Below are 18,021 nucleotides of genomic sequence, written 5' to 3'. Positions count from 1 at the left end.
ATAAGATATAACGTTTATAATATACGTTTTTCTCATGTCTCATGATGCATATCGTTAAAAATGCTAAACTTCTTAACGGTAGAAAAGTCAGCATAGGAATTGAGAACGGGATAATCACATGTGTAGGGGAATGTAAAGGAGAAGAACTCGTTGACGCTGGAGGTAAGCTAGTTATACCTCCTTACTTTATCATGCACTTCCACCTTGATAGTGTTTTCCTTCCGGTACAAAACATTAGCGGGACTCTTTGGGAGGGTATAAGGATATGGAAAGACATTAAAGGAAAACTAACTGAAGACGACGTGATAAAGAGGGCGACGACAGCTGTGAAACTCATGGTAGCTTACGGGACTTTATGGATCAGGAGTCATGCAGACATAACGGAAAAGGAGTTTAAAATATTAAGAGCTCTATTGAAAGTAAGAGAAGAACTAAAGAAAATAGCGGACATTCAAATAACGGCTTTTCCCCAAGACGGGATATATACTGACAAGGGTAACGATGAACTGCTTTACAAAGCTGTAGAACTAGGTGCGGATAACGTAGGTTTGATCCCTCACAATGAAATAACACGAGAAGACGGAGTAAAGTCAATAGATCTAGCCTTTAACATAGCTAAAGAGTTTAACAAAGATGTGGACGGTCACATTGACGAGACTGACGACCCCAACTCAAGGTATTTAGAGGTTGTGGCTAAAAAGACAATAGAGAGCAATTGGTTTAACAGGGTCACTGCAGGACACGTTACAGCAATGCATAGCTGGGATAAGGCATATAGGTATAGGATTTTACCCATTGTTTCAAAGGCTAGAGTTACAGTAATACCGAACCCCCTTATAAATGCTGTACTTCAAGGGAGGCTAGATGAATATCCTAAGAGAAGAGGAATGGCGCCTATTAGGGAACTGCTTGATCACGGAGTGAACGTAGCTTTGGGGCATGACTGTATTATGGATCCTTGGTATCCTTTAGGAAGCGGTAATATGTTACAAGTACTGTTTATGGCAATTCATCTAGATCAACTTACAAGTTTTGACGAGTTGAGGAATTCGATAAATTTGATAACTTACAACGCAGCTGGAGCCTGGAGAACGGAATATGGTATAGAAGAAGGCAAAAAGGCGAACTTATTAGTCACTAATGCTGAAGACGAAATTGACCTCTTAAGGTTCATGGAACCTCCGAGATACGTAATAAGGGAAGGAGAGATTATAGCCAAGGAGGGTAAGTACGTACTTATGAACGGAAAATGGGAAGAAGTGAAAAGGAAACCATGACTCAGGAAGGCCAGGTGAAGTCACCGAATCTTATACTGGCGATGTCATCATTCAAGTTTATTATTCTAACGTGGAAACAATTAATTTTTTTGCTACATGTACATTGACGGCCTGATTCCCTTGTTCATCAAGTGTAAATCTATCGGGTCTGTCAGTTTTTCAGCCAATGAGTATGCATAACTTGTCTTGCCGAACTTTTGGGCTATTATTTCAGTAGTAATTTTTCTCACCTCTCTTTCGTCGGCAATTCCTACTAAGTGTAAGTATTCATGGAGTAAAACTACGTATAAATACTCTCTTGATTTAATGGGGTCATTTTTAACTAAGCCGAATGGTATTGAATTTAAATATATAGTATAATCATTAGCTTTAACGTAACCTAGTATTGTGGGGTTAAAGGGAATCAGCTTGACGGAAGCATTAGACCTTTTACCTAAGCGCCTGTAGACGTCTTCAGCTATTTCATCTAATATAATGGAAAAAGCGTCAGGCATAGTATAAACTCTCACACAAAGCATAAAGTTGTTTGTTCTAAATACCCTGTTTAACCAAAGTCAGTCTTTACAGTTGTAAACTCTTCAGAACACACAACTTTAGCTAGCTTGTCAGGCTCCGAAAAGTACTTTATATCGACTACTGCCCTATCGTCGAAGTGACGTGGATAAGCCTTCCGTAGTTCGTCCGTAGGCATCCTTGTGTCGACCAGAACGAATGTGGGCTTTCCCATGGCATAAGCCATTGCGATTTCTATTAGCGTACCTACTCCTCCGCCTAACGATACTAGGACATCTGATGAACGGACAAGCATAACCGACCTGCATCTGTATTCACATCCAGTATTTACTCTAATCACTTCTGATGGGATTTTTACGTCTTCCCTTTCCACAGGTAGGAACATTACAACTTGTAAACCTCTTGAAATTGCCTCATCAGCAATTACCTTCATTAGTCCCCAATAACCGCCCAGCAATATTCTGGGTTTACAAGTTAGCGATTCGATAAACCTTTTCACTTTCTCTTCGGCTTCTTTAGAAGGTATCGAACTGTGGACTGCAATTCCTAATTGCATAAGTACCAAGAAGAAATAAACAAAAAACTTACATAAAAATTAACTTTAATTTTTTCTATTCAATTTAGTCTACTACAACTTTAGGAGTTTCTATAATTTCAGCTTCTCTCCTCTTCCTACTACTCATTATCTTGCTAATTGTATTGCTTTCTTGTTTTTCCTGTTGTATTACTTGTTGCATAGTGTATTCTCATCAAGAATATTTATAAACTTTTTCAATTAAGAAAGCTTACTTTTCGTTATCATCGAGTGTTTTCTCTCCGGTCAAAGTAGAATAGAGAAGGTCAGGATTTAGGATCTCAGGTAAAGTTATTCTTTTCCCATCCTTCGTGTAAATTATTAAATCACCCATATATATTCTTCCTTCTATTCGTCTATTCTCTATTATCACACTTCTTATATCCGTTAAGTCTAATATTTTTCCACCTAGAGCATAAAGGGATCCTTTTTCTATCTTGTAAGCATAAAATAACTTGGAAGGAACGAACAAAGTTACGAGAGTTACGAAAATAAGGATAACATCAATCAGATATGACGACATACCAAAGACCATAATTTCTAGTATTAAGACCGGTATAAAACCCGCTAATATCGACAACCTCAAGAAAGATTTACGACGATAGGAATAATAATCATCAAATATCATTTTTAGTTTGTAAGAAATAGATATTGACTTTAAAAAGCATTTAGAGACAAATACTCCGTTCACCCTGCAGGTTTCCCGTATCCCCCTCCACCCGGAGTCTCTATTATAACCTCATCCCCTGCTTCGAGTTCCGTATAAAATTTACTTGGCATAACCTCTACTTTTCCGTTCTTTCTCCTTATAGTCACTGCCCCTGGCTTTCCGTTCTCTCCTCCGTATAATCCCCAAGGGCCTATCTTAAATCTATCAGCCAGTATTGACAACTTAATTCTATCGAGAGCGATAAAACTCCTCATAATCCCGTCCCCTCCCTTATACTTTCCCTTTCCTCCGCTACCTTCTCTAATCTTATATGAAGTAAAGAGGATCGGGTAGGAAGACTCTGCAACCTCAATAGGGGTATTCATAGTGTTCGTCATACTGACATGAACAGCCGAGACACCGTCAGAATTAGGTCTCGCCCCACTACCACCACCTATTGTTTCATAATAGGCCCAATATTTACTATCGTGAATGCCTCCCATCATCACGTTCATCATAGTCCCTGATCCCGCGGCTGGAATTGGTAAAAATTTTGACAAGGCTAAGAATGTAACGTCTGCTATCCTCTGTGCTGTTTCCACGTTACCTCCACCCACAGCAGCGGGTTTTCTTGGGTTTACTAAAGAACCCTCCTCAGCCTTCACTTCTATAAACGAGTAAAAACCTTCATTAGTAGGTATTTCCTTGTTTATTGCAGACCTTATTGCAAATGACACGGATGAATAAGTTACTCCAATTACTGCGTTAAGCGGTCCACTTATTTGTGGGTGTGTCCCTGAGAAGTCTGCAATCACCTTATCCTCCTTTACGATTAATGAGAGCTTAATTTTGAGTAAGGAGTCCTTCCACTCTATGTAATCTTCAGCTTCATATATTTCTTCCCTCCATCTCGGTAACAACGATTTAGTGTGTTCTATACTCTTGTCCCAAGCATTAAGGACGTTCTCTAAACCATACTTATCAAAGAGCTCCTTCAGTCTTTTTACTCCCATGTTGTTTGCAGAAACTTGAGCCTTTATATCTCCCAAGGATATCTCTGGAGTCTTAAAGTTCTCTTTTATTATCTTCAAGATCTCGTCATTAAGCGGTAGGGGAGGGATAACTACTCCCTCTTCATATAAGGTAGATGCATTAGGATTAATACTCCCCGGAGAGGGGCCTCCTACATCAACATGGTGAGCCTTATTAACTACGTATGCGACTAAATCGCCTCTATAAAACACTGGTGTTATTATTCCTACGTCGTTTAAATGCGTGCCTGAAATATAAGGATCGTTAAATATAACAGTCTCCGAGTTAACATAAGGGAGTACGTTTTTCACAGCAACTTTAAATGAGCCCAAATGAACTGGAATGTGTTCGGCTTGGGCTACTATTCTACCCTCCTTATCCACTATTGCACAACTATGATCCATTCTCTCCCTGATGTTCGGAGAGAGGGCAGCTCTTTTGAGGAGGACGCCCATCTCTTCAGCTATGAAAGTAGTAGCCTTATCAATTACTTCCCACTTCATGGTCAGACCCTCCTGAGTATAATAGACCCCAACTTACTAACTTCGAATTCCCACCCATCCTTTACCACTGTAGTAGAACTATACTCCTCTATTATCGCCGGTCCCTTTGCCTTAAACCCCTTGGGTAAGGTTTCCCTCTTATATACTTCAACCTCAGTCCAGTCTCCTAAATACACTTTCCTTTTACTTACTTTTACTTCACCACTAGTTTGCTCTGTGAGCTTGAGGTCGACAAGTCTTTTAACACCGAAAACCCTTACTAAGACGACTTCTATTGGATAGGGTAAAGTATAACCGTAAGTCGAGAGGTATTTCTCTTCGAAAGCTTTACGATAGTCTTGTCCTTTTTCCACCCTTACAGTTAGTTCCCAACCTTGTCCGCTATACCTAGCATCAATATACCTTACGAAGTAATCAACGTCGTGGATATTACTCTCAAGTTCTTCGAATGCTTTATCAACGTTATTAGGAAATGCTTTTCTACCCTCGAAACGCAGGTCTGCCGTTAATAGAGATAGTGCGCTGAACAATCCGGGATAGGGTGGGATAATCACTTCCCTAATTCCCATTTCATCCGCAAGTTCAAGAGCGAATTGGGGACCCGCTCCTCCAAAGGCAAATAACGTAAAGTTTTCCGGGTCTAATCCCCTCTCTACAGTAACAAGTCTGATCGCTCTAGCCATTTCCACACTTGCGAGTTTTATGGCTTCCTCCGCAACGTCCATTGGGTCACCTAGCTTTGACAGTGAAGTCTCAGCGGATTTAACGTCTAACCTCATTTCACCTGAAAGTAAGTCTCCTATTTTACCCTCGATAGCCATAGCGTCGGTCAGTGTCGGGTATACGCCTCCCCTACCGTAACAAACCGGACCAGGATCTGCTCCCGCACTTATGGGACCAACTCTAAGTGCACCTCCTTCGTCAGCCCATATTATCGTACCTCCACCCGCTGAGACTTCGGCAAGATCTACGAATGGAAACCTCACTGGATAGCCAGAGCCTTTTACAATCCTCCCGTGGTGTGTCCTCCCTCCGATTTCGTACTCAGAGGTAATCTCGACTTCACCGTTAACTATTGCTCCTGCTTTAGCCGTAGTACCGCCCATGTCGAAACTTATTACGTCTTTATACCCCAATTTCTCCGCGAACACTTTAGCCCCTATTAGCCCTGCTGAGGGCCCGCTCTCGATAATTTGTACTGGTCTCCTCACCGTTTCCTCTAAGGTTATCAATCCTCCAGAACTGGACATTATGTAAACCTCTTCGGCAAGACTTCGGAGTCCTTCAACGTATCTCGACACTATAGGCATAAGCATCGCGTTGATTAATGTCGTAGAAGTCCTCTCGTACTCCCTTTGTTCGGGTGACACTTCATGGGAGGCTACAACGTATTTAAAGAACTTAGACAAGTACTCTTTAACCTTCTTTTCATTTTCGGGATTCCTATAAGAATGGAGAAAAGAAATAGCTACTGAGTCGTAATTTTTCTTGACCAGTAAGTCCAAATCTCTCAAGTTAGGTTCCTTCATGACTTTACCGTCCGGAGTTGTCCTTTCGTCCACCTCATATCTCGAGTCCCTTGATACTAGTGGTTTAGGTTTAGTAAAATAGAGATTGTAGAGTTCGGGTCTGTTTTGTCTACCGATTTCTATGACGTCCCTGAAGCCCTTGGTTACAACAAGGGCAGTACGTGGTAACTCTAAGTTAAGTTGCCCTAAAAGTGCGTTAGTCGCGATAGTAGTTGCGTGGAAGAGTTTAGACAATTTTTTGACTCCGAGGTCTTTTAGACCTTTTCTGACACCTATCTCTGGCTCTTTAGGTGTTGTCAACCCCTTGTAAAATCTCAGACTACCGTCATCTTCAAGAATGATTATGTCGGTAAATGTTCCTCCGATATCAACTGCTGCCAGGGTCATAATATGATTAGCTATTGTAGAATTATTAAACGTTAGCAGGTAAACTATTGAAAAGATTTTACTTTTTAACGCTTAACTTTTTATTCAAAAATAAATCTGGTCGTCATACGAAGTGTCTTTACGGTACATGTGTAGATCTCATAAGGGAAGTTAGGTTAGTAATTCCTATAATCGCGTACAAGTTTCCGAGAGAGTCCATATTGTGATCAAGATTTAGAATTAACAATGAAAATAAATCACTTTAATTATTTACCTACATGGTTCTCTTATCTGAAAAACAAGGGAAAAAAGAGCAATGAATACGGTTCGAAAATTAAACTAATACTTCCGAATTTCAAATCACTACATGACGTAATACGTATACATGTATCAAAGTAATTATTTAAAAATCATCCGCGGATATGTGATTTTAGGAAGAGATCAGAGGTAACTTAAGGGAGAAGATTTTGGCTTGTCTTAGTTTTATCCCATGAAAAACTATTCCTATTTTTTTAGGAGTAAGGGATAGATAACGCCTTATATATGAAATTCGATAGAAATTTTGATGAGGACAGAAGTTACACTTACCTTGGACGAAGAAATCTTGAGGCAAGTTGAGCTTTACGCTTTAAGCGAAGGGTTATCACTGGACGATGCTTTCAATGTAATCATCGAGAAGCTAATATTAGAGGAAATCGCAAAAGGTCACGACTTTACCTAAATCGAAAGTAACAACTCTTTTTTTATCTAACTTTCCACTCAAAAGCGTCTTGCCTGGGATAGTCCTATTTAAAACGTCTTCTACAGCTCATTATAAGGACTTCTGTGATTCGCTGGGGATGATAAGTTAACTGATGACTATACTCACTTCGATATTAGGTTTCTTTAAAGTCCATAATACCATCTCTAATTTTAATATCTGATTAGTTTAATTCTAGCTAGTTAAAGATTAATTTTCCACAATTAATGCAATTAGTTAATATAAAAAATCTGTCTTTTCCTAATTTTTAAGGGAAGGAAATACTTATTAATGTCCTTCCTCGTAATATAATATGATGTTATTGGTTCTCTTTGCTTCCCTTAAAGACCTAAATGTCAAGTCAATTCTTTCCAGATTGGAACCAATTCAAGGACACGAGGAGTTTAAAGATACATCTTGAGAAGACCGGAATAGACGTATGCCCAATATGCAAGGCGGAGATTAAGGGTAAGACGTTCGGTAATTGGAAGAGACACGCCAGAATGAAGAAGGACGAAGATCATAGGAAATGGCTAGAGAGGTTCGGTTAGTCTATATCAAATTATTTTTCCAAACTGATATTGTCCACGATAAGTTTTCTCTGTAGGTTTTTTTAGCTCCATGAAAATCACGTGATGTGTGGCCATACCCTTTCTTAGAGAGGATTCGTACACGCTGGTTATTGCTACTGTGATTTTTCCTTGATAACCCGCGTCTATTACTGTAGGTGGGGCTTGAAAACCGTTTCTTGCCATGGTGCTCCTTAGCGTAAGCAATGCAGCTAAGTTATCCGGCATTTTGAACTCCTCGCACGTCTCAAAAAGATACGTTTTCAATGGTTTCAATCTAGCAACTTCATCAAATTGAAATGACCTTATCTCGCTTTTCTTCCCTGGTAACTCTGCATTACCTAGTACTTCGTAGTAATTATCTCCGCAAATTCTCAGATCGTAACCATTTTCCCTAACGTTTTGCTCTGAATAGTTTAAAATCACTTTTCCTAATAACTCCCTTATATCTTGATGAGGGAGTATCATGATAAATTGATTTTTCGACAAACGGATTTAATTGTTACACTTCATTACTATTATTTACCCACACCTTTACTTTATACTTCCCCCTTAACTCCTGAGTAACTTCGTACTGTATTTTTAGACCGTTGCATGCCATTGTAGTCCTAATTTTATCTTCCGATAGTTCAAGGGAGGGACTAGGACAGTCTGAGGGATTTATCCCTAAACTAGATATAAGGTTCTCGACCTTACTCTTCGCCTCTTCCACACTGGAAGAGTAAAATTCCGTATAAATTCCATTTCCGCTTACAGAAGTAATACTCAGTCTTGACAATAGTAGGTACACAGTGGCTAATGATATTATAACACCTACAGCAGACATAACAACCGTAATAACCGGTAGTAAATTGCCTAATATAGGTGCTCTTATCACATAAAATGCTAAGCAAATGTAAAATGATGAAGCCAAAATTGAAGATACTGCTGTAGATATTATGCCCTTTCTGAAGTCTCTCTCTATAAACGCGTCAACAGCTCCAAATATTGCGGGACCTATGACGGGTATCCACCAAAGACCTATAGCTATCGGTATCTCATATTGAAGTTTCATACTCAATGAGCATCTCATTCAACACTTTTAAGCGTTATTTATAAAACTAAGAAGTCAAGAGCTTTAGACTTTTTCTTATACTTAAAGATTCAATAGGTTCTAGGATTTGAATCAAGAGAGCGTAGAACTTAGAAGGAGAAAAAATTATCTATCTTTACAAACAGTCCTTCACTTTAAAAACTATGCAAACTTAAAATAGGGATCTATTCCTTCATAATTCACGTGTTTGACTCTTCGAGAAACACTTAGATAGATTTCCCTTAGGCTAGGCATTCTAACCCTCCTATTTTCAATTCTAGCCATTATCAGTAAAGCAAATAGAAGTGCTATAAGACCTGCATAAACAAAGGGCAGCGAGTAGCTAACTATGTAGGCTAAAGACGACATGATGTATCCTATTGTCCATAGCGAAGCCTCCATAGTAGCTACTCTGATGGCAGTCTTGAAGCTTCTGGGGTTTACGCTACCTACTCCGGAGCTCAGGACAGCCTCCGATAGCCCATAGTAAAAACCTCCTAATGCTACAAAGGAGTTTACGATCACTGTTGAAAAGATCAGTAGCGCTACAGCTAAGGAGTTATTATTCCTCCACGATATCCATGTTAACAATATACCTACTACTTCCCCTATCTCGTACGTCAGCCAGACGGTTGATAACTCAAAGGACCTCAGCTCATATAAGAAGGGGAGGGCTAGAGATAAGGGAAGAACGGAGAAGATAAGCGGAATTAAACTCTCCCTATTTTCGGAACGCCCCTCCCCTTCAATATTAAACTTTACCCACGTTAACGGAACTGCTGACAAAATCATCAGTACCCCTGAAATTATGAAGATAGCTCTGATTCCAATATGAAGGGATATTAAGCCTCCAACAATAGGTAATATCAGTGCCGGTATCATAGAAATTGCCCAAGTCTTTGAGAACTGCTCTTTCTCTGCTCTGGATAAATTGTAATAGAAGAACGGTACGGCGATCCAGTAAGTGTTGTATGTTATTAACCCTAATATTGCGCTTACAGCGTTGTTTGACAGCCCGAGTATGATGAGACCTAGTCCGGAAACCACTATTGACATCTTAGTGATGCTTTCGTCTCTAAATACTTTTAGTAGATTTATAAAGAGTATTCCAGCAATAGAACTTATTATATATGTTAAGTCTATAAGAAAAGGAGAAGATATAGAACTCTCAAGGAGAATAGTTAAGTATGGAGAAAACAAATATAGAGATACTCCCCATAAAGTCCAACTGATAGCTATATACTTTAGGAATCGCAATTCCGGTCACCTCTATAGTCTCCCTCATCTTACTTTTCTTACTATATATATAGCAGGATAGTATAAATATTTTGCTCAGAGTTGGTGGTGGGAACCCTTAATCAAATTTTAAAATGTAATTAACAATATATTGCATATATCACAATTTATCTACAATTATAAATAAGTTCTAGAACTAATATACGGAAAAAATCCCAAGAGTTAAATTGCTCTACTCATACATAATCCAGATGGAGAACGCTGTAATCATTGTGGTCGGGGCTGATAAACCGGGAATAGTAGCAGGGATCGCATCTAAGCTCGCGGAAAATAACGCCAACATAATAGACATTTCACAGACCGTAGTCAGAGGAATATTTGCAATGATAATGGTAGTAGACATATCGAAGTGTAAAGTGTCCCTAGCGGAGTTAAGAAAGCAATTGCAAGAGAAGGGTAAGGAACTAGGAGTAGAAGTGCAAGCCTACCATGAAGAGGTCTTCAGATATATAGAAAGGGTGTGAACAATGCGGTACAGTGCAGAGGAAATTGTCGAAGTCTATAGAATGCTGAGAGAAGAAGAATTAGACATAAGGTCTGTCACATTGAGTGTGAACACACTATTCGCACTTACAGGAAACTTGGAGTCAACCATGAAGAGATTGGAGACTTTAAACCAAACCTTAGAAAAGTTCACTTATGCTGTGGATGAAGTATCAGGGAAATACGGTATAAGGGTAGTGACCAAGAGGGTAGCAGTGTCTCCTATCCAATTCTTCCTAGAAAGTTTAGCAGAAGAAGAAGGAATAGAAATAGCTAAATTTTTAGATAAACTCGCTGAGATTTACAAAATAGACTATATAAGTGGATATTCAGCCTTTGCTGACAGAGGGTTTACTAAAGGGGCCCTAAAGACCCTAAAGACCTTTGCAAAAGCGTTAAACAATACTCACAGACTTACAGGCATGATAAACGCTGCGTCTACTATTGCTGGGATGAATATGGAGGCAATAAAACTGTATGTTAATGAAATCTTTAACATGCCACCTACCTCATCTTCTAGGGCAACGATAATGGCTAACGTACCTCCTGATTCACCTTTCGTACCTTCCGCTCATCACGGTCTCGGGATGCCTGAAGCTACTATTAACATAGCAGTTAGCGGACCGGGTGTAATAGAAAGCGCAATACGGAGGAGTAATCCCAAAGCACTACAAGAACTTCATGACGTGATCAAGAGAGCTGCGTTTAAGGTCACAAGGCTGGGCGAATTGATAGGAAAGAGCGTGGCCGAGAAGATGGGGATAAATTTTACAACCGTGGACTTGTCCTTAGCTCCCTCTCCGACAGTTGGGGACAGTGTTGCTGGGATCATAGAGGCAATGGGCATAGAGAAGATGGGAGGTCACGGATCTTTGGCTGCATTAGCAATATTGATGGATGCGGTAAAGAAGGGAGGTGCAATGGCTACCTCGGCGGTAGGGGGACTCAGTAGCACCTTTATACCGGTAAGCGAGGACTCCGTTATGATCGAGAGAGCATTAGAAGGGTATATAGACTATTATACTCTCATCGCCTTATCAGCGGTTTGTAATAGCGGGATCGATATGGTAGGAGTGAGTAAGTCCCAAGGGATGGACAAGGTCATAGGTCTTATATCAGACGTGTTAGCCTTGGGTATTACCCTGAACAAAATTCTCGGGGCGAGGATTATTCCGGTAGATTCCCCTCCAGGTTCCTACGTGGACTTAGGAGGACTGTTAGGTAAGGTCGTTGTCATGAAATTAAAGGATGTAGACGTTTCAGGGTTTATTTCCCACACCGGTTACGTACCTAGCACTATCAAGAGGCTCGAGTTGGGTTAAAGAACTATCTCGACGGTTCTTGGTTCGATTATAAAAACTGATGTGGATTAAAATGCGATAGTGAAACCTTTGCAAAGAAAGAGGGTTTGGGGCGAAAAGCCTCGCTAAGGGATTGATAGCCCCGTGTTTAAATACTTCTTTGCCAAAATTTCTCTTAGTGACACTAATGAAGCTCCTCCCTAGTTTAATGGGACTTTGGGAGGAACAATCAGTATCTCTCCCTTCCTTCAAGGGACTAGAGCTCGGCAATGAAAGTCCCCCTTTCAAATGGGAGTGGTTCTCTGAGCCACTAGACTGCTCACCAGATGTAATCCCGAATCGATGGTGGGAATGATGAGATGGGAACTCTCGCTGGCGGGGAGCTTCCGGTATAAAAACTTTCCTTAAAAATTGAGCATAGTCCACACTACTTACGCCACGGAACCTGCTTTACTCACTAATGTTAAACTGATTATTTTAGTACAATTAATTTATCTTTTGATACGTCCTATTCCTGCAACTGGGTGCCTCCAATCACACTCACCCTTATGTTTTATTCGGGCTTTTTGCCCAACTTCCGGTCCGAGTTGGAGGCGGCCAAGCTCCCCACCGGGCTTTAAGCCCAAGGAAGTCAACGGCCTACACCCCAGTCAGATCTGTATTACCCAGATCTGACTAATATGTTTTATATAAAGGAAGTCAGATGATGACGTTCAAGCCCAACCTAATACTTGCCTGATCTTTTTCTCATGTCTCTTAAGGTCTGGAAATACTTTCACGAAGTATTCGAAATATTCCCTAAATATTTCGAGTTCTTCTTTGCTCACAAGGTTATACTTAACAGCTTTATCCACGTAAACCCACGCTCTGTGATCAAACATAAGGAGCTCTAAGTAATACTCCCTGTACTCGGATGTCAGTATTCCGCTCTTCAATAGTTTTACGAAAATTTTTCCGTCAAAGAGTCTCTCGAAAAATATGCTTATGTATTGAGAGATGAGATCCTTTTCTAGAAAAGGGGAAATCCTCGTGATTACCATCCACGTAGACTTAGACCTTATCTTGTTTAGGAGGACTGCGGAGTTAGAGTAAATTTCGTTTTCTGAGATAACATCTGATCGTACGAACTCTGGAGAGTAATACCACGCTGTTAAATTTCCCCTTTTAAGCCCGTTAATAACTATTTGCTTGACCGTTCCATCTTTTCTTCTTGTGAGCAAGAATTTCCAGAAGTATTTGGACTTTATTGAGCCAGACTTAACATGAGGATCCTCAAGCACGAGAGAAGGGATTGCAATTCCTCCTTTGTATACGACTTCCCATAACTCTTCATGTGAAGGCAGTAATTCGTATAATTTTTTCTTATTCTCCTCTATTTTATCCCTAACTAGGTCTATGATTTCGAGAATTATTTTCCACCCCTCAGCTTGCGTAAGCACTTGACTCAATGTATTCTTACGTGAATCTATGAAATCTTTATCGACTAAGCCCTTTTTGAATGCCGATATAATTACTCTCCAAGATGATAGTTTATCTCCTAAATATAGTTCCTTATCTAAGTTTTCTAAAAGGGCACTTACGTCTCTAATACAAGGTAATAACTTGTTTAAGACTTTAGAATACTTATGGAAAAACTTGGGGTCTTTAACGTAGTCATCGACCTTATCGCATGATGTACTAATTATAAGGTTAACTGTATCCTCATCTGGGTAATATTTCAATATTTCGTCAAGCGGTAAGCCCATAATAGATTTTCCCGTGAGGAAGTTAAATCCGTAAGTTATAAACAAAAAGAAGATGAGATTAAAAAGGTCAGAAAGTTAACACAGTATACCCATTGTCAGCGAATTTAACTATTACATCAGCTCCTCTCGATATTTCATTAACGTATACTAAGTCTTCTTTACTCACGTTATAATTCTTCATAGCCATTTCGCATGCGTAAACGGTTATGTTCATTTTCTTTAAGTTTTCGGTAGCCTTTGAAACTATTTCTGATACGTTGTTCTTCTTTGATAAGGCTGTAATTCCGGGACCTAGAAACACTATTTTGACGTCTTGTGCTCCCATCATTTTCAACCCTTGAGCTACATTTACCGCAGTATTTACGTTAAGCTGGTCTTGGGACTTGACTACTATGAGGAATTTTGCCATGAGGAAATTTTAAGTTTTAATTTTTTTAAGTTTATTTTTTAATAAGAAAAGCTCTGAAAACCTTTAAAACTCTGATGAAAAGTACCCGAGACGAACCGTACTTACGTAAGATGTAGGTGTATAAGAACAGTACTACTAGGTATACTATGGCTATACCATAAGACAAATAAAGCTTTGGTGTAAGTGAGTTATATATTGTTACTTTTCCGTTACCGCTTACGTTATACATAATGAACCCAGATATGTTATAACCCATTTTTCCCTGAATCTTCCAATCAGGAGAATAAGCAAATGTCAGAAGTATATGTCTATAGTTACTCACGTTGAAAGTAATTTGATAACCGTTAAAGGTAAATTCAACTGGTTTTAGAATAGAGCTCAAATTCTCGTTGAGAGTTATGTTACTACTGTTAGTCTCGTAAACGTAGGACGTATTTAAGTTAACTTTGTATATTAAGAAAGGTGAATAATTTTCTACTAAATTTACTATACCAAATTTTTGTAGAATCCCTAGCGACGCTGTGTAGTTTTGAGGAGGGAGATACACTAAATTCACGATTCCGACGTTCTGCGCATCTTCCTCAACTACAATATATTTCACGTTGAATAACATGAGAAGATTTTTAATAGACTGTAAGGAAGGACTAACGTTATTCTCCTCTTGAATAATGTATATTAGATAGTTTAATTTTGTTGAAAGTTCACGAAACTCTCCTCCTGAATAGGTACCTCCTGCGAGTAAGGGGTTTTTGAGAAAGTACAAGAATATGTTATTACCGTAATACCAACTCGTCCCGTACCAACCGCAAACTGGAAACGGCAAAAGTAGGACAGTGAAGTCCCCATCTTGCTCATTAAGGTAAGTAATTGTCTTTATGAACTGTTGTGGTATGCTAATCCTACCAGTGTTATAAGATATTATGACTGGGTAAGGGATTACTACACCCAGAACTAGGAACAGCATAAGGGAGGCAATTAACCCGGCTTTGAACTTAAGTAACTCTTCAAGGAAAGCCGAAAATAACAGTGCATAAGGTAGTGAAATTACTGGTGATAGAAAGAGCGGTGCGTCTCTAAAAGGGGCAAACAAACCGCTGTGAAGTATACCGTATTCTATTAAAGGTCTAAATGGGGTAGTATATGAGGACAGTAGACCAACCCCTAGTATCCAAATAAAGTAGAAAAACGCGAGATCTCTCCTCTTTTTCAGAAGGGGTAGTGTTAAAACGGGAGGAATAATTAATGACAACAGTAAAACGTAACTTGGGATATAAGTAATGCTTACAGCTCCCAGACTTCTTATCGTAAGGCTAAGAGGGGTGTACGTCTGAAGACCGGTATATATAGACAAGGAAGTGTTTGCTATTCCACTAAAATATGATACTGTAGGTGCTACAGCTAAGTGAAGCCAGTAAAGTTGACCAAGGATCATTGACAAGATAGAGGCTATTATAGCGTTAAACTTCCTTATAAAGTACACAAGGATTATTACCAGATATACGAATTCGAACGGGATCACGTCAGCAGATGCAGTAAGGCTTATGAATGCTATTAGTGAGAATACGAAAAAATATTTGTAAAATGGGATTTTACCCTTTGAGAAAGCTACTACAAAATAAGTGAGAACTGGTAACGAAAAATAAGTAAAGAGATCATTGAAAAAAATAGAAGAGGAAACGGATCCTGAGGAAAAGAGGTACCACGAGGACGGGAAGATCATAGAACCCAGTAATGACGCTCTTTTGGAGAAGTAGATCTGGGCTAGTTTGAAAGTAAACACTGTCCCGATATACATGAGCACTAGGGTAAATATCTCTTCGCCGTATGAACCAAAGACCTCAAAAGGTACTGTGAGCCAATAGACCCATGAGTTTGGAGCGACTATTGGGACGAAGCCGTAAGGGTAGTTAGTGTAGGGTACTACATCACCCCATTCTAGGTAGTTAAACGTAATATGCGGGTAGATAATAAAACCTTGATCCCCAGCGTAAATTACATGTCCTCTAAAAAGGATATATGATAACAATAGATCCCAGAAGAAGAGGATTAAGTAATAAGTGTCAATTTTAAACTTCTGGACTTTACTAATATCCACACATAAGTCTTGACTTCAACTACATAATAAAATTATTACCACTCTTACCCTTTACGGTCTCAGTAACTCGATAATTTTAGATTGTATGTGTAGGAACGGTTCAGTATAAATCACCTTTCGGAAAGGCGAGTAATAAACCCTCAGCTTAATAAGGGACAGAAACATAAATATGATGACTTTTAATAACGACTTAGATATCTTACTGTTAATTTCGTCATGAATGTACTCGGCTGTTATTTGAACTATCTTAAACCCCCTTCTCTTAAAGGCATAAATTAAGTTAATATCGAATAAAAAGTCGTTAATAATTAGTTCGTCCAAAACTTTCAATGCTGTATCTCTTCTTACTAATTTCACTCCGGCTTGGAAGTCCTTAATTTCTCGAAGAGAAGGGAAGAACAATTTTACCAAGAATTTGAAACCATTGTGAAGGAACCTCCTTAGTTTAGTTTGGTTTTTAAACACTCTGTTTATTATCACGAGGTCTGCGTTGATCTTAGTTATATCATCTATTTTAGACAAAGGGATTGGTATGTCAGCATCTATAAGCAAAACTTTTTCGGTGTTCGAGAGTTGTATTCCCTTCTTTAAGGATCCTCCTTTACCTAGCCTCATTCTATTTATTTCTATGATAGCGTTTCTATATCTCTTAACGATCTCCGGTGTTCCATCGTTACCTTCAAATACCACTATGATCTGGGAGTTAGGGAATCTCGACGTAAGTTCTTTTAGCGCGTTATCTATCCTCTTCTCCTCGTTGTATGCTGGAATTACTATGGAGATCATGACTGGTATTAATTAAACAATGTTCTCACAATCTATATAAGAATTTCTGATTCTCTTTGAGTTTGGTTCAGTTAAGGTTATGCCTCTATTTTAAGCTTTAGTAATATTTGACATATTTAAGTTATGAATTATAAGCAAGCATAAACGGTGCTTAACACAAGAAATAAACGTGTTTATATAATTTAAACGTTAAAAAGAAAGTACTCATAGCGATTTATTCACAGTTTGTTTCATATAGATTAATATAGTAAGTTAGACGCTTTGATTCATAATGAGTAAAAATTTAAGGGTACACAAGCCTTACGTCATCTACGAGGAAAAAGATCACAAGTTTGTTTGGCTAGGTTTGGATGAATCGGATTACGAGAAAGGTATTCTGACTAACCAATACTTAATTGTAGACGGGAATCAGGGAGCACTATTAGACCCTGGAGGCTACTTCGTGTTCGAAAGGGTCTTCCAAAATGCTAGCGAGTTTGTGAAACCAGAGAATATAAAGTATATACTATTCTCGCATCAAGACCCAGACGTAATAGGTTCTCTCAACCTCTGGATGGATATGACTCCTAACGCTACCATATACGTATCGGCTTTGTGGGAGAGATTCATACCTCATCTGGGGGTTGATGTAAAGGGCAGGATAGTTGATATACCAGACGAGGGAACCACTATTAAGCTAGGCAATTCGGAAATTAGAGCTATTCCAGCTCACTTTCTTCACTCCCCCGGAAATTTCCATTATTATGACGTGAAGTCTAAAGTTTACTTTTCAGGTGACCTCGGTGCCGCTGTATTCCCCGAAGGTAAGTGGTACCTTATAGTCCAGAATTTCGAAGAACATGTGAAATATATGGAGGGATTTCATAGGAGGTATTTAGCAAATAAGAAGGCGTTAGATCACCTTATTGAAATTATGGAGAAACTTGATATAGAAGTCATAGCACCACAACACGGTTCTATTTTTGAAGGTGAAAATGTGAAGAAGTTTATCAATTGGTTAAAATCACTTGATAAAGTAGGGGTAGACTACCTTTGGAGTTAAGGTAAAAAGATATATCGAAACTTTTTTATCTTGACACTCGG

The 18,021-nt window shown here is 39.1% G+C and carries 18 protein-coding genes; 6 read left to right on the top strand and 12 right to left on the bottom strand.

The genetic code is table 11. The features are described 5' to 3' along the window. Nucleotides 1–44 precede the first annotated feature (44 nt). The gene (locus WIW52_RS05175) at nt 45–1,277 is read left to right on the top strand and encodes an amidohydrolase family protein (RefSeq protein WP_337709108.1); all 1,233 of its coding nucleotides are present in this window, start codon (nt 45–47) and stop codon (nt 1,275–1,277) included. A 92-nt stretch (nt 1,278–1,369) separates the two neighbouring features. Here the strand turns inward: WIW52_RS05175 and WIW52_RS05170 are convergent, their stop codons facing one another. From WIW52_RS05170 to WIW52_RS05150, 5 genes are all read right to left on the bottom strand, one after another. After that, nucleotides 1,370–1,786, bottom strand: a complete 417-nt coding sequence (locus tag WIW52_RS05170) for a hypothetical protein (protein ID WP_337709056.1) — start codon at nt 1,784–1,786, stop codon at nt 1,370–1,372. 35 nt (nt 1,787–1,821) lie between these two features. Next, on the bottom strand, nt 1,822–2,346 hold the full coding sequence (locus WIW52_RS05165; RefSeq protein WP_337709055.1) for an LOG family protein: 525 nt from the start codon (nt 2,344–2,346) through the stop codon (nt 1,822–1,824). Nucleotides 2,347–2,575: 229 nt separating this feature from the next. Next, complete coding sequence (locus tag WIW52_RS05160; RefSeq protein WP_337709054.1) at nt 2,576–2,992, bottom strand: hypothetical protein; 417 nt, start codon at nt 2,990–2,992, stop codon at nt 2,576–2,578. 59 nt (nt 2,993–3,051) lie between these two features. Next, the gene (locus tag WIW52_RS05155) at nt 3,052–4,548 is read right to left on the bottom strand and encodes a hydantoinase B/oxoprolinase family protein (protein ID WP_337709053.1); all 1,497 of its coding nucleotides are present in this window, start codon (nt 4,546–4,548) and stop codon (nt 3,052–3,054) included. Nucleotides 4,549–4,550: 2 nt separating this feature from the next. Then, complete coding sequence (locus WIW52_RS05150; RefSeq protein WP_337709051.1) at nt 4,551–6,464, bottom strand: hydantoinase/oxoprolinase family protein; 1,914 nt, start codon at nt 6,462–6,464, stop codon at nt 4,551–4,553. Between the two features lie 544 nt (nt 6,465–7,008). Here WIW52_RS05150 and WIW52_RS05145 point away from each other — a divergent pair. Together WIW52_RS05145 and WIW52_RS05140 are read left to right on the top strand one after the other, a co-directional pair. Further along, nucleotides 7,009–7,164 carry a hypothetical protein gene (locus WIW52_RS05145; RefSeq protein ID WP_337699985.1) on the top strand — a complete coding sequence of 52 codons (156 nt, stop codon included), beginning with the start codon at nt 7,009–7,011 and terminating at the stop codon, nt 7,162–7,164. Between the two features lie 371 nt (nt 7,165–7,535). After that, nucleotides 7,536–7,733, top strand: coding sequence for a hypothetical protein (locus tag WIW52_RS05140; RefSeq protein WP_337699987.1), 198 nt, complete (start codon nt 7,536–7,538; stop codon nt 7,731–7,733). 6 nt (nt 7,734–7,739) lie between these two features. Here the strand turns inward: WIW52_RS05140 and WIW52_RS05135 are convergent, their stop codons facing one another. The 3 genes from WIW52_RS05135 to WIW52_RS05125 all read right to left on the bottom strand — a co-directional run bounded on the left by WIW52_RS05135 (nt 7,740) and on the right by WIW52_RS05125 (nt 10,080). Next, a complete protein-coding gene (locus tag WIW52_RS05135) occupies nt 7,740–8,219 on the bottom strand; it encodes a dCTP deaminase (RefSeq protein WP_337709049.1) in 480 nt (159 codons plus the stop codon). Between the two features lie 34 nt (nt 8,220–8,253). Further along, on the bottom strand, nt 8,254–8,805 hold the full coding sequence (locus WIW52_RS05130) for a hypothetical protein (protein ID WP_337709047.1): 552 nt from the start codon (nt 8,803–8,805) through the stop codon (nt 8,254–8,256). A 180-nt stretch (nt 8,806–8,985) separates the two neighbouring features. Then, nucleotides 8,986–10,080, bottom strand: coding sequence for a hypothetical protein (locus WIW52_RS05125; protein ID WP_337709045.1), 1,095 nt, complete (start codon nt 10,078–10,080; stop codon nt 8,986–8,988). Between the two features lie 230 nt (nt 10,081–10,310). Between WIW52_RS05125 and WIW52_RS05120 the strand changes: the two genes are divergently transcribed. Continuing rightward, entirely contained in the window at nt 10,311–10,583 is a 273-nt protein-coding gene (locus WIW52_RS05120) for an ACT domain-containing protein (protein ID WP_337699994.1), read from the top strand. Between the two features lie 3 nt (nt 10,584–10,586). Beyond that, nucleotides 10,587–11,924 carry a DUF711 family protein gene (locus WIW52_RS05115; protein WP_337709044.1) on the top strand — a complete coding sequence of 446 codons (1,338 nt, stop codon included), beginning with the start codon at nt 10,587–10,589 and terminating at the stop codon, nt 11,922–11,924. A 692-nt stretch (nt 11,925–12,616) separates the two neighbouring features. Here WIW52_RS05115 and WIW52_RS05110 read toward each other — a convergent pair. The 4 genes from WIW52_RS05110 to WIW52_RS05095 form a co-directional block, all read right to left on the bottom strand. Further along, on the bottom strand, nt 12,617–13,648 hold the full coding sequence (locus WIW52_RS05110) for a hypothetical protein (RefSeq protein ID WP_337709042.1): 1,032 nt from the start codon (nt 13,646–13,648) through the stop codon (nt 12,617–12,619). Between the two features lie 67 nt (nt 13,649–13,715). Then, nucleotides 13,716–14,057: a DsrE family protein gene (locus tag WIW52_RS05105; RefSeq protein WP_337700000.1), complete on the bottom strand. Its 342-nt coding sequence runs from the start codon at nt 14,055–14,057 to the stop codon at nt 13,716–13,718. Nucleotides 14,058–14,088: 31 nt separating this feature from the next. Further along, nucleotides 14,089–16,152 (bottom strand): hypothetical protein, encoded by a 2,064-nt coding sequence (locus WIW52_RS05100; protein WP_337709041.1) that lies wholly within the window; start codon nt 16,150–16,152, stop codon nt 14,089–14,091. A gap of 51 nt (nt 16,153–16,203) precedes the next feature. Then, complete coding sequence (locus WIW52_RS05095) at nt 16,204–16,938, bottom strand: glycosyltransferase (protein WP_337709040.1); 735 nt, start codon at nt 16,936–16,938, stop codon at nt 16,204–16,206. Between the two features lie 271 nt (nt 16,939–17,209). Between WIW52_RS05095 and WIW52_RS05090 the strand changes: the two genes are divergently transcribed. Then, the gene (locus WIW52_RS05090) at nt 17,210–17,980 is read left to right on the top strand and encodes an MBL fold metallo-hydrolase (RefSeq protein WP_337709038.1); all 771 of its coding nucleotides are present in this window, start codon (nt 17,210–17,212) and stop codon (nt 17,978–17,980) included. Nucleotides 17,981–18,021 lie beyond the last annotated feature (41 nt).

The sequence above is a fragment of the Stygiolobus sp. RP850M genome (assembly GCF_037389295.1).
In the GTDB taxonomy this organism is placed as follows: domain Archaea; phylum Thermoproteota; class Thermoprotei_A; order Sulfolobales; family Sulfolobaceae; genus Stygiolobus.
This window is presented reverse-complemented; position numbering and strand designations above follow the sequence as displayed.